Here is a 13,140-nt window from a genome sequence, read left to right as displayed (position 1 = left end):
GGGAGGTGTTGCCTACTGGCATTCCGGGGGCAAGGCCAGCTTCCTGCGTGGTGCGATTCTGACGGCGTGGACCGCTGCCGGTGGGGAGCGCTCCAAGGCCGGGCTGCCCGTCGGTTATGAGAGCCGTCAAGCAGATGGAACCGTGACCCAGGCCTTCGAGAAGGGACGGATATCCGTATCTCCCACAGGCAGGGTGACGGTTCGCTGAGACCGGATCGAGGAGCGCGGCGGGGCGATCAGGACTGCATGAGACACTGGCCGCCTCGCTGCTTCTCATCAACCGCCTTCGTCGACCAGCCTGCCGGGAAGGGACGCCACATGAACCGAGGAATCGTCTACTTCCACTTCGATTCCCATCAACGGGTCCGTGACTACGTCGTCCACGCCCTGGCCTCCCTGCGCCCCCATGCGGCGCACATCCTGGTGGTCTCCAACTCTCCCATCGATGATGCCGACCGGGCTCGGCTGGAGGCATCCTGCGACGAGATCCTTGAGCGCCCCAACGAGGGACTCGACGTCGGCGCCTACCGGGCCGGGCTGGAGCACCTCGGCTGGGACCGGCTCGCCGACGTCGACGAGCTCATCCTGACCAACCACACCTACTACGCGCCGCTATGCCCCTGGGCGGAGGTCCTCACCCGCGCCGAGGGCTGGGGCGACATCTCGTTCTGGGGCATGACTGAGCACGGCGTCATGCGCCCCCACCCCTTCCTCGCCAGGCGCGAGCTGCCCCGCCACCTCCAGTCCCACTGGATCGCGGTGCGCCGTCGGCTCCTGGAGGACCCGGCCTTCCGGGAGTACTGGGAGCAGATGCCGCCGGTCTCCTCCTACCGCGACTCCATCCAGTGGCACGAGTCGCGCTTCACCGACCACTTCACCGGGATCGGCCACACCTGGCGGGTCGCCTTCCCCGTGGACCGCTACCACTCGGACAACCCGGCCATCGAGGAGGCCCCGGCGCTGCTGGCCGACGGCTGCCCCCTGCTCAAGCGCCGGGCGTTCTTCCACGATCCCCTTCACCAGGACCGGCAGGCCGTTGTCGGCGGGGATCTGCTGGAGGCCGCAGCGCAGGCGGGCTACAGCGAGGACCTCATTCTGTCCGACGTCGTCCATACCGCGGCCGCCCGTGACCTCATCGTCAACGCAGGGCTCACCGAGGTCGTGACCGAGTCCACCCCCCGGTCCGCGGAACCCGGCCCCGATACGAGCTCTCCCGCGCAACAGCCCGCGGGCTGCGCCATCGTCCACGTCCCGGCAGCGGGGGAGGGCATCGAGCGCGCCGAGGCCGATGGGCTTGCTTCGCGCCTGGCGAGCCTGCCGGCGCACTGGCGGGTGGTGGTCACCTCGCCCGAACCGCTGGATGCCGCTGACCTGGAGCGCATCACCGGTCGTCGCCCAGCGGGTGAGGACGGGGCAGCGGGGGAGGCGGCTGTCTCCTTCCGCGTGGTGCGTGGCCTCGACCCGCGCGGAACCATCGCCTTCCTCACCGAGTGCGACGACCTCTGGGATCCCGGGCGCCCCGCAGGCTCGGACGGCGACGGCGTCCGCGACGGCAGTGGTGGCGCAGTGGACCTCGTCCTGAGAATCACGGCGGGGCCCCTGAACGGTCCCGCCCCGGGGGCTGACGACATCGCCCGCCGCCAGGTCCTCGACTGCCTGCTGGACTCGCCGGGACACGTGGCCGGCCTCATCGACCTCTTCGAGTCTCACCCCAGCCTCGGGCTGGCCATGCCCGCCGCCTGTCACATCGGCCAGCCGCACGACGGGCCCCAGTGGGACGGCCTGGCCGGAGCGGCCCAGGCCCTGTCCAGGCGGCTCGGCCTGACGGCGGCCCTGGACCCGATCGCTCCGGCAACACCGGTCGGCGGCATGTTCCTGGCCCGCCCCGAGGCGCTGCGCACACTGAGCGAAGGCGCCAAGGAGCTCGTGCGGCTGACCGAGCAGGCAGCGGCAGGTCCCGAGCAGTCGGCCGAGCGCCTCAAGCGCGCCCGCGCCGCCGAGGTGCTCGAGCTGCTGACCGTCTACGCGGCCATGTCCAGTGGCTTCCACCCCCGCGAGGTGCTCACCCCCACGTGGGCCGGGCGGCTCTACGGCACCCTGGCCTACAAGCAGCGGGCCCTCACCGCGGACCTGCCGGCCTACACCGATGAGCAGGTCAGGTTCCTGCAGGCCCGGTTCGGGCCCCGAGCCGGGCTGGGGCCGCGGGTGCGCTCCTACGTCGATGCCCATCACCCTGAGATGGCAGGAGCCCTCAAACCCGCGTACCGTTACGTCACCGGCGGGGCGAAGGGTGTCACCGACGGCGTCAAGGGAGCGGTGAGATCCCTCGGCGGGCGTCTGCGCCCCCGGCGATCCACCCGGCCCATCTCCGACACGTGACGGGAACTGGCCCTTCCACCCCTCCGTCTCATCGCGAGATCTCCACCTGTTAGGATTCCGGTCTATGGCACAGACAGTTCTCGTCACTGGAGCCGGCGGCTACATCGGCCGCCACGTCGTCACCGCACTGCTGGAGCGGGGCCTGACTGTCAAGGCCCTGGACCTGCGGCTCGACGACGTCGACGAGCGGGCCCAGAAGGTTCGCCTGGATCTCTTCTCCGGGGACACGGACATCTACGATCAGATGGGGCGCCCCGACGTCGTCCTGCACATGGCCTGGCGCGACGGTTTCAAGCACGCCTCCCACGCCCACCTGGACGACCTGGCCAAGCACTTCCACCTGATCGAGAACCTCTACGCCGGTGGCCTGCCCCAGCTCGCCGTCATGGGCACCATGCACGAGGTCGGCTACTGGGAGGGAGCCATCGATGAGAACTCGCCCTGCGCTCCCGCCTCGCTGTACGGCATCGCCAAGAACGCCCTGCGCGAGGCCACCTTCCTGTCCGCCCGGGCCCATGGCGCCGTCGCTCAGTGGATCCGTGCCTACTACATCGTCGGAGACGACAAGTTCGGCAGCTCGATCTTCTCCAAGCTCCTGGCCGCCGCCGAGGAGGGACGCACCACCTTCCCCTTCACCACCGGCAAGAACCGCTACGACTTCATCTCCGTGGACGACCTGGGTGAACAGATCGCCGCGATCGTGGACCAGACCGAGGTCGACGGCATCATCAACGCCTGCACCGGCGAACCCGTGACCCTGGCCGAGCGCGTCGAGGCCTACATCCGGGACAACGACCTGGCCATCACCCTGGAGTACGGGGCGTTCCCGGATCGGCCCTACGACTCGCCCGGTGTATGGGGCGATCCGACGAAGATCCGCCGTATCCTCGCATCAAGCGCACGCTGACGCGTTCGGGTGGATCCGTATCATCCCGTTCTATCCTCTGCCGCAGTGAGCGGCTCTGAACCACTGTCTAGAAGGGACACCATGGCAACGCTTGGCGAGGACCCGAAGCGACTCGGGATCTTCTTCTTCTTCGACGCCCAGGGCGTCGTGGACTCCTACGTGGAGACTCTGCTCGCCGATATGGTGAAGAACCTCTCCGAGCTGACCGTCGTCGTCAACGGCGAGCTGACCGCCAAGAGCTACGCCAAGCTCGGTGCCTTCACGGACAACATCATCCTGCGGGAGAACGAGGGCCTGGACGTCTGGGCCTACAAGACGGCGATGGAGAGCCACGGCTGGGACAGGCTCGCCGAGTTCGATGAGGTCGTGCTGTTCAACGCCACCATCATGGGGCCGGTCTACCCCTTCGAGGAGATGTTCACCGAGATGGCCCGTCGGAACATCGACTTCTGGGGCATCACCTGGTTCCACGAGGTCCCCTTCGACCCCTTCGGCTACGCCGAAGAGGGGTATCTTCCCCGCCACCTTCAGTCCCACTTCCACGCCTACCGCCGCTCCCTGGTCACCTCCAAGGCCTTTCAGGACTACTGGGACGAGATGCCCGAGATCAACGGCTACGAGCAGTCGGTGGGCATGCACGAGGTCCCCTTCACCCAGCGCTTCGAGCGCCTCGGTTTCACCTCCGACGTCTACGTCAACACCGAGGACATGGAGGGCTTCAACTTCAGCCCCATTCTCTTCGCCCCGGTCGAGGTCATCCGGGACAAGCGCTGCCCGATCTTCAAGCGCCGCTCCTTCTTCCGCCCCTACGACGACGTCCTGCGCCAGTCCGTGGGCCAGCCCAGCGCCGAGCTCTACGCCTACCTGCGTGACCACACGGACTTCGATGTGAACCTCATCTGGGACAACGCCCTGCGCTCCATGAACATGGCGGACCTGGTGAAGAACCTCCAGCTCACCTATGTCCTGCCCACGCAGACCGTCACCCGCGAGCCCAAGCAGCAGAGGGTCGCTCTCATCGCGCACCTGTACTACATGGATCTGGTTGAGCCGACGCTGGAGTACATCCGCAACATGCCCGAGGGCATCGACATCTTCCTGAGCACCTCGAGCCCGGAGAAGGTCGAGCAGGTCAAGGCCGCCTGCCAGGGGCTTCCCTTCAACATCGAGGTGCGCCTCGTGGAGAACCGGGGACGCGACGTCGGCCCCTTCCTGGTGGGGTGGAAGGACGTCGTCCAGAACTACGACGTCGTGTGCTACACCCACGACAAGAAGGTCACCCAGCTCTCCCCGTACTCGGTGGGTGACGGCTTCGCCTACAAGTGCTTCGAGAACCTGCTGCCGACGCGAGACTTCGTCAAGAACGTCATCGCCACCTTCGAGGCCGAGCCGCGCCTGGGCCTGCTGACTCCCACGCCGCCCAACCACGCCGACTACTTCCCGGTCTACACCTTGGGCTGGGGCCCGAACTTCGACCGTACCAAGGCGCTCCTGCACGAGCTGGGGATCCAGGTCCCCCTCGACCCTGACAAGGAACCCGTCGCGCCGCTGGGCTCCATGTTCTGGTTCCGTCCCAAGGCCCTCAAGCCGCTGTTCGACCACGACTGGCAGTGGGAGGAGTTCCCGCCCGAGCCCTGCGGCATCGACGGCACCATCATGCACGCCATCGAGCGCGCTCACGGCTACGTGGCCCAGGGGGCCGGTTACTACTGCGGCTGGCTCTTCTCCGACTCCTTCGCCCGCATTGAGCTGACGAACCTGTCCTTCTACGTGCGTGACCTCACCTCCGCCATCGCTGACCGCTGGGGCAGGGCCACGGAGACACAGATGGTGGAGATGATCCAGTCCCCGCCGACGACCCGGCAATGGCTCAAGGGACGGCTGAATCGATGGGTTCCGGCGTCCGTCCAACCGGTCCTCAAGGGGCCGGCCAGACGCGCCTACCATAAACTGCGAGGAGCCTAGTATCCGGGTGGTGCTGCGATGCCGGACATGACCACGAAACCGGCACAACATACGAGGACAAGGACCAGGGTCTTCTACCTGGACCTCACCAGGGCGGTGGCCGCTGCGCTCATCGTCCTCACCCACTTCAACTTTCATCTCAAGGACCAGGGAGGTGGGTACGTCCTGACCTACCAGCCCTTCGGCATCTATGTGGGCGCCCTGGGCGTCTCCCTGTTCCTCATCATCTCCGGGGCGGCCCTGACCCTCACCTACCGGCGGCCGATCAATCTCAAGCGTTTCTACTGGAAGCGCTTCCGCAGCATCTACCCGATGTTCTGGACCGCCTGGGTCCTGGTAGCGCTCGCCTTCTTCCTCACCACCAACGGCAGCCTGCCCAACGCAGCGCCGGCGAAGTCCGTCATCCTCACGGTGCTGGGTATCGACGGGCTCGCCCAGGCCTTCTACTTCCGCACGATGTATCTGCTGGGTGAGTGGTTCCTCGGCTTCATTCTCGTGTACTACCTCGTCTTCCCGCTGCTGCTGTGGGCCATTGACCGCTTTCCGGTCATCACCGGAGCCGTGCTCCTCGTGGTCTATGCCGCCTCCGTGGTGATCATGCACCGCTACTTCCCGACCTACCCCTCCGCCGCGGTGCTGACCACGCGACTTCCCGAGCTGGCCTTCGGCAGCTATGTCGTCCTCTACGTCCGCAAGGTCCCCGGGGCCGCCGTCATTCCGGCAGCAGCGGTCCTGGCCGTCTCGGCCATGTTTCCCGAGGAGATCCCCGAAGACGTGGGTACCACCATCGTGGGGATCTCGGCCTTCCTCATCCTCGTGGTGGTCGGCCGCTACGTGGCGATTCAGCCGGTGCGGGCCCTTGTCAGCCTCATCGCCACCTACTCCTACCCGATCTTCCTCGTCCACCACGTGGTGATCGAACAGGTCCTGAGGACGATCGACGTCGCCGGCTTCAACCCCATTCAGCGCTACATGCTGCTGGCGGCCGAGTGCGTCATCATCTTCGCCCTGTCGGTGGGGCTGGTGAAGGTCACCGGTGCCGTCATCGACTTCTTCACCAAGGCGTTCCAAGGCATGACCTGGCGGCCCGAGGTCTCCGGGGCTGAGCGTTGAGAGTGGCGTGCGACCCCTCGGCGTGTCGAAGGCAACGGCACCGGCCGGCATCATCCAGCCTGGCAGCGCCGAGAATAGTGGCGAGGCCGTGACGTGCCCCGTCAGCGCCCCACCGGCCCGACTCGACTACCCAAGGGAGACCCTCGTGACCCGTACCTGCCTTGTGACAGGTGGTGCCGGATTCATCGGCTGCGCGATCTCGCGTGACCTGGCGGACGCCTTCGACCGCGTCGTGGCCCTGGACAACATGCACCCGCAGATCCACCCGTCCCAAGCGCGTCCCGCTGAGCTCGATGAGCGAGTGGAATTGCGCCGCCTGGACGTGTCCGTCGCTGAGGACTGGGACTCGATCCTGGCCACGACCGCTCCCGATGTCATCGTCCACCTGGCGGCGGAGACCGGGACCGGTCAGTCCCTCACCGAGGCCTCCCGCCACGCGAACGTCAACGTCGTCGGCACCACCCGGATGCTCGACGCCCTCGTGCGCCACGGGATCCGCCCCGACAAGATCGTCCTGGCCTCCTCCCGGGCCGTCTACGGTGAGGGGCAGTGGGTCGACGCCGAGGGACGGACCGCCTACCCCGGCCAGCGCACCCACGCGATGCTCGAGGCCGGGCAGTGGGACTTCACCGGCCTGACCCCCTCGATCCAGTCCTCCACCGCCGTCAAGGCGTCCCCGGCCAATGTCTACGCCGCCACCAAGTTCTGCCAGGAGAACCTCGTGACCTCCTGGTGCGGCTCCTTCGGAGTCACCCCGGTGCTCTACCGGCTCCAGAACGTCTACGGTCCCGGCCAGTCCCTCATCAACCCCTACACCGGCATCGTCTCCCTCTTCGCCCGCCTGGCCAAGCAGGGACAGTCCATCCCGGTCTACGAGGACGGTCAGATCGTGCGGGACTTCGTCTTCATCGACGACGTCGCCTCCGCCGTCGTGGCCGGCGTCCTGCGCTCACCCGCAACAGCCCTGCCCTACGACATCGGCCTGGGGGAGCGGACCACCATCATGCAGGTCGCTCAGGCCATCGCCGAGCACTACGGGGCGCCCGCCCCGCACGTCACCGGCCAGTTCCGCGACGGTGACGTGCGTGCCGCCTGGGCGGACACCGCCCGCGCCCGCCAGGCACTGGACTGGGAGCCCCGGGTCGGTGTCACTGAAGGCATCAACCGGCTGTGCGACTGGATCGATGCTCAGACAGAGGCTTCTTCCAACTCGTCCACTGGCACTGCGACGGAGGTGTGAATCCATGCGGCTCTCTCGGCTGCTTCGCTCGGAGGAGGCCCGACAGACGCTGGACCTCACCCTGCGTCTGACCCAGCGCTCGGTCTCCTCGGAGTTCAAGGGAACGGCGCTGGGACGCCTGTGGTCCTTCATCAACCCCCTGGCCACGATCGCCATCTTCGCCCTCATCTTCGGCGTCGTCTTCCGCGGAGGCGTGGAACCGGGTCGCAACTCCGGGATCGACTCCTTCGCGCTGTGGATCGGCATCGGGGTGCTCAGCTGGACCTTCTTCTCCAGCGGCATCATGACGTCCATGAACGCCCTCGTGAACAACGCGGGGCTGCTCACGAAGGTCTACTTCCCCCGCCAGGTCCTCATCTACTCCGCGGTGCTGTCACTGGCCGTGGACTTCGCCTTCGAGCTGCTGGTGCTCATCCTCATCGCCATGATGATGGGCGGCCCCGGGGTCCTGCTCATGATTCCGGCGCTGCTCGTCGTCACCCTGTTGGCGGGCATGTTCGCCGTCGGGCTGGGGCTCATCCTGTCCATCGCCACCGTCTACTTCCGGGATCTGGGTCACCTGTGGCAGATCTTCAACCAGATCTGGATGTACGCCTCCGGCGTCGTCTTCCCCTTGACCATGCTCAACGGGGTTCAGAACCGCCTGTTCGACGCCGGTTGGCAGATCAACGGAGCACCGATCCCCATCGCGACGATCGCTCGGCTCAACCCCGCCGAGACCTACCTCGAGGCCTTCCGATCCTGCCTGTACGACTTCGCCCTGCCATCACTGCCCGTCTCCCTGGCCTGTCTGGGGTGGGCGGTCATCATGCTCACGATGGGCCTGACCTTCTTCCGCCGGCACTCGGCAAGCATCGTTGAGGAGCTCTGATACGTCAGATGGCTGCATCACAAGGAACCTCCGCATCGCCCGCCGTGCGCATCGAGGACGTCTCCAAGCGCTTCAGGATCTACCACCACCGCAACCAGTCCCTCAAGGGCGCCATTCTGCAGCGGGGCCGTGGGGTCTACGAGGACTTCTGGGCGCTCAAGGACATCACCTTCGACATCCCCGAGGGCAAGACCTTCGGGCTCATGGGGCACAACGGCTCGGGCAAGTCCACCCTGCTCAAGTGCGTCGCCAAGATCCTGGCTCCGAACTCCGGATCCATCACCGCACGCGGACGCATGGCCGCCATGCTGGAGGTCGGATCCGGCTTCCACCCCGAGCTCTCCGGAAGGGAGAACATCTTCCTCAACGGCGCCATCCTGGGGATGAGCCGCAAGGAGATCGAGTCCAAGTTCGACAACATCGTCGACTTCTCCGGGGTCGGGGAGTTCATCGACCAGCCGGTGAAGAACTACTCCTCGGGCATGTACGTGCGCCTGGGCTTCTCCGTGTCCATCCACGTCGAGCCGGAGATCCTCCTGGTTGACGAGGTCCTGGCCGTCGGTGACATGGAGTTCCAGGAGCGGTGCATGGACAAGTTCGCAGAGTTCCGCGGGGACGGCCGCACCGTCGTCGTCGTCTCCCACGGCCTGGCCCAGATGCGCACCTTCTGCGACGAGGTCGCCTGGCTCGACCACGGTCGGCTCAAGGAGGTCGGGCCGGCCCCCGAGGTCATCGACAAGTACTCCGATATCACCCACGGAGCCAAGAAGGTCAAGGACGGGCAAGGCACCCGCTTCGGCAGCGGCGAGGCCCAGATCACGCGGATCGAGCTGCTCGACCGCAGGGGGCGTCCGGTGGGCTCCATGCGCACCGGGGACGAGGCCACCATCCGGCTGCACTACCGCTGCGAGGAGACGCTCGAGAAGCCCGTCTTCGGCTGCTCCATCGACACCCGTGAGGGCACCTTCGTCTGGGGCCTGCACGGCCTCGACGACGGCTTCCAGCCCGAGACGATCGAGCCGGGAGAAGGGGCCGTGGACGTCTCCATTCCCGCGATGATGCTGCGGCCGGGCGCCTACCTCATCTCCGGGTCCATCCAGCCCTGGCAGCTCTCCAGCGTCATCGACGCCTACCAGAAGGCCACCTCCTTCGACATCGTCCCCGGACCGCGCATGGAGTCCGGGGGCCTGGTGGCCCTGGGCGCTCACTACGAACGGATCTCCCCGCCGCGCCCCATGGTCACGGTCGCCAAGAAGGACTGAGGGCGCCGACGGGGCTGCCGCTCAGCGTCGCCCGATCCTCTTGACGTGCTGCGCCACGGTGCGGAAGAAGGGCTTGACCGTGGCCTCCAGGTGGTCGATCCTCGCCCTGGTGTCGCGGAGCTGGAGCAGGCCCTGCCGCACCGAGAGATGCAGGTCGTACATGGCCTCATGAAGTTTCGCGATCTGGGCGTCCTGCTGCTTCAGCTGCTGCTCGAGCCGGTGGTAGTACTCCGCTGAGACCAGCATGAGGCCCAAGCCGGCCGGTTCAGTCGGACCGTCCTTCGGGGAGGGGCCTGCGGCTCCGTCGCTCTCCAGGGACAGGCGCGCGTAGCGGTCCCGGATCGCGAGGTTGTCGATGCGGTGGTGGATGGCGTCGACGACGACGGAGTTGCCCATCGTCTCGTCGGTGGAGTCGCGGTGGTGCCAGTGCGCCAGGGGCTCCCCGTCGATGAAGCCCACCGGGGAGGTGGCCAGCAGCCGCAGGTTGAAGTCCCAGTCGGCCTGGGTCAGCAGGTTGCCGTCCCAGTGACCGATGCGGTCGGCCACCTCGCGGCGGATGAGCTGGGAGATCGGCGGCACGTAGTTGGCCACCATCGTGTCGATGAGGGTCCAGCTCTCCTTACCCGGGGCCAGTGCCTCTCGCTTGCGCTCAGTCAGGGCGTCGTCGGTGACGGTCTCGAAAACCAGGTCGCAGCTCACCGCCACGGCGCCGTGGCCGGGGTTCTCATCGAGATGGGCCACGCAGGCCGCCAGGAAGCCGGGTTCCCAGGAGTCGTCGTCGTCATGGATCGCGAAGAACTCGCAGGAGGAGACGGCCAGACCGTCCTCCAGGGCGGCCTCGCGGCCACGGGAGGTCTCGTTGGTGACCACCCGGGTGCGCTCCTTGAGCCACTCGGGTGCGCTCGCCAGGGCCTGGTCCACCGCTTCACTCTCGCCGGCGTCATTGACGATGACGAGCTCGAGGTCCTGGAAGGTCTGCGCTCCAACCGACTGAACCGCTCTGGTGAGCATCAGAGGACGATTCCGAGTCCGGGTCACCACGGTGACTCGCGGGGATCGTGCGGCTTGTCCAGCCATCTTCGGGGGTCCTCCTTGATCCGATGAGGGGGCACGCGGCGTGTATGGCGATACTGCCGAAGGGCTCGGGGCGTCTGACGACGTCCCGGTTACGCAACTGTAGTCGTTGGGCGCGGCCGGCGTAGTCGGTTGCCGCAATCAGCGCTTTCTCGACGGGCGTCTCGCGCGGCCCCTCGTACGTCGACGCAGCTCGCGTGGCAGGCGGGCGACCGCCTGGGCGAGTCCTGTCATCACCGGACCGCGCTGCGGTCCCCGCAGGGAGCGCACCAGCGTGCGGGCCAGTGCCCGCATCACCACCGGGGCCGGGCTGTGGGCGGCCGCCGTCACGATCCGGTTGCGGACGTTGACCCGGATGAACAACGGTGAGCCGGTGCCCGAGGAGGAGGCGTGCTCGTGGCGCGCCACCGCCTCGCGCACGTAGAGGACTCCCCAGCCGCGCTCACGCAGGCGCCAGGACAGGTCCGTGTCCTCGTAGTACATGAACAGATCCTCGCGGAAGCCGCCCAGGGCCTGCCACGCCTCACGCCGGATCGCGCAGGCGCCCCCGCACAGGCCGAAGACCTCGCTGGGGGAGTGCTCCCGCTCGGCGGGCACCAGCCAGTCCCGGTCATAGCCGTTGCCGGAGGCGTCCACCAGGTTGCCCGTGGAGTTGACCAGGACCTCCCCCTCGCCGCGGGCGGCGGCCTCGTCACCGACGCGCGTCCACCTCCCGGTACGCGGGGAGACGAGTGCGTCCTGCTGGCCGGGGGAGGCGGGCTTCCAACGGCCGGCCAGGAGGATCCGCGCCGTTGCCGCGGCCGGAGCCGTTGCGGATGGCGGAACGCTCAGGGGAGCCAGGAGCGCCTCGAGGAAGCCGGGCTCGGCCACCGCGTCATTGTTGAGCAGGACGAGGACGTCCTCCACCATGCCCCGGGCCCCGAGGTTGACGCCGGCGCCGAAGCCCCGGTTCTCGCTCGACTCGACCACCGTGAGTCCCTCTCGGCGAAGTCGCTCCGCCGAGCCGTCGCCGGAGGCGTTGTCCACGACGACGAGCCCGTCCCCGTCTCCCAGCTGCTCACGGACGGAGCGGGCCGCCCGGATCGTCAGCTCGGCCTGGCGCCAGTTGACGATGACGACGCGAGCTGAGGGACGCCTGACGGGCTGCGTCACACCGCACCCCCGATGAGGGCGTGATAGACCTCCGTGTGCGCGGCGGCGCAGGCCTCCCAGGTGAAGGTCCGGGCGCGCTCGCGGCCGGCCTCGGCCAGCTCGTCGTGCTCCGCTCCGATGGCCCGGGCGAGCAGGCCGGCGATCTCACGCGGCGAGGCGGGGTCGGCCAGCAGGCCGGCCTCCCCGCACACCTCGGCCATGCAGGTCCCGGCGCTGGTGACCACCGGGGTCCCGTAGGCCATGGCCTCCAGGACCGGCAGGCCGAAGCCCTCCCAGATGGAGGGGAAGCAGAAGGCACGGGCGCCGCTGTAGGCGGCCGCCAGCTCGTCGTCGTCGAGCCTGCCGGTGACGTGGACCCGATCACTCAGCCGGGTCAGCAGCTCGCGCTCGGCGGCGTCGTCGCCCCACCCGGCCGGACCGACGAGGACCAGGTCGAGGCCGCCGGCGTCGTCGTGCTCCTCGATGAGGAGGGCGAAGGCCCGCAGCAGCCCCAGCAGGTTCTTGCGGGGCTCGCGCGTGCCCGTCCACAGGATGTAGTCGCGCGTGAGGCCCCGGGTGGCCCGGAATCCCCCGATCTGCTCGTCGGTGACGGGGCGGGTGCGCACCCCGTGGGGGATGACGTAGAGGCGGGCGGCGTCGATGCCCGCCGCGATGCAGTCATCGGCGGTGGCCTGGGAGGGGACGACGATGGCGCTGGCCTCAGCGATGACGCGCTCCAGGGAACGGCTGAAGTAGGCGTTGCCGCGCGCGGTGAAGTGCTCGGGCGCCCGCAGGAAGGCCAGGTCGTGCACGGTGACGACCAGCGGCAGCGAGGTGGGGGGCAGCGCCCAGGTCGTGGCGTGGATGAGCTGGGCGCCGGGCAGGATGGACTCGGCCCGCGGCAGCCCCAGACGGTTCCAGGACTCGTACAGAGCGGTGCGCGGCAGGTGGGAGGAGCGCATCGGCATCGGCGGCAGACCGACCTCCCGGGGCGAGGCGGCTCCCTGGTGATGGGCGGCGATCCCGGCCACGGGCACCCGCCGGGCGCGCAGGGCCTGGGCGAGCTCGACGATGTAGGTGCCCGAGCCCCCGGGGACGGGCTGCCACAGCTGCTCCACCACCATGCCCACCCGTGGGCCGCGGGGGCGAGCCGGTGGGCGGGGGCCCTTGGTGGTGGAGGCCGCGGTGCGGGAGGCGG

The 13,140-nt window shown here is 68.1% G+C and carries 11 protein-coding genes; 8 read left to right on the top strand and 3 right to left on the bottom strand.

The window, feature by feature from the left end; genetic code table 11:
* The 8 genes from BKH32_RS05015 to BKH32_RS04980 form a co-directional block, all read left to right on the top strand.
* Positions 1–208 (top strand): LGFP repeat-containing protein (locus tag BKH32_RS05015; protein WP_256690931.1); only part of this gene is annotated, 208 nt, incomplete at its 5' end.
* Positions 209–318: 110 nt separating this feature from the next.
* On the top strand, positions 319–2,379 hold the full coding sequence (locus tag BKH32_RS05010) for a rhamnan synthesis F family protein (RefSeq protein ID WP_075248921.1): 2,061 nt from the start codon (positions 319–321) through the stop codon (positions 2,377–2,379).
* A gap of 64 nt (positions 2,380–2,443) precedes the next feature.
* Positions 2,444–3,286 (top strand): NAD-dependent epimerase/dehydratase family protein, encoded by an 843-nt coding sequence (locus BKH32_RS05005; protein WP_075248920.1) that lies wholly within the window; start codon positions 2,444–2,446, stop codon positions 3,284–3,286.
* Between the two features lie 81 nt (positions 3,287–3,367).
* A complete protein-coding gene (locus BKH32_RS05000) occupies positions 3,368–5,251 on the top strand; it encodes a rhamnan synthesis F family protein (protein ID WP_075248919.1) in 1,884 nt (627 codons plus the stop codon).
* A gap of 18 nt (positions 5,252–5,269) precedes the next feature.
* Positions 5,270–6,364, top strand: a complete 1,095-nt coding sequence (locus BKH32_RS04995) for an acyltransferase family protein (protein ID WP_075248918.1) — start codon at positions 5,270–5,272, stop codon at positions 6,362–6,364.
* Between the two features lie 145 nt (positions 6,365–6,509).
* Entirely contained in the window at positions 6,510–7,604 is a 1,095-nt protein-coding gene (locus BKH32_RS04990; protein WP_075248917.1) for an NAD-dependent epimerase/dehydratase family protein, read from the top strand.
* A gap of 4 nt (positions 7,605–7,608) precedes the next feature.
* On the top strand, positions 7,609–8,475 hold the full coding sequence (locus tag BKH32_RS04985; RefSeq protein ID WP_075248916.1) for an ABC transporter permease: 867 nt from the start codon (positions 7,609–7,611) through the stop codon (positions 8,473–8,475).
* Between the two features lie 8 nt (positions 8,476–8,483).
* Positions 8,484–9,737: an ABC transporter ATP-binding protein gene (locus BKH32_RS04980; protein ID WP_075248915.1), complete on the top strand. Its 1,254-nt coding sequence runs from the start codon at positions 8,484–8,486 to the stop codon at positions 9,735–9,737.
* 21 nt (positions 9,738–9,758) lie between these two features.
* Here BKH32_RS04980 and BKH32_RS04975 read toward each other — a convergent pair whose 3' ends face one another.
* The 3 genes from BKH32_RS04975 to BKH32_RS04965 form a co-directional block, all read right to left on the bottom strand.
* The gene (locus BKH32_RS04975) at positions 9,759–10,814 is read right to left on the bottom strand and encodes a glycosyltransferase family 2 protein (protein ID WP_075248914.1); all 1,056 of its coding nucleotides are present in this window, start codon (positions 10,812–10,814) and stop codon (positions 9,759–9,761) included.
* A 138-nt stretch (positions 10,815–10,952) separates the two neighbouring features.
* A complete protein-coding gene (locus BKH32_RS04970; RefSeq protein WP_075248913.1) occupies positions 10,953–11,963 on the bottom strand; it encodes a glycosyltransferase family 2 protein in 1,011 nt (336 codons plus the stop codon).
* Entirely contained in the window at positions 11,960–13,072 is a 1,113-nt protein-coding gene (locus BKH32_RS04965) for a glycosyltransferase family 4 protein (protein WP_075248912.1), read from the bottom strand. The genes BKH32_RS04970 and BKH32_RS04965 overlap by 4 nt, the downstream gene beginning before the upstream one ends.
* Positions 13,073–13,140 lie beyond the last annotated feature (68 nt).

The organism is Actinomyces oris, from assembly GCF_001929375.1.
GTDB lineage: Bacteria > Actinomycetota > Actinomycetes > Actinomycetales > Actinomycetaceae > Actinomyces > Actinomyces oris_B.
Note: the sequence above shows the minus strand (reverse complement) of the source record. Positions and strands in the feature narration are given on the sequence as shown.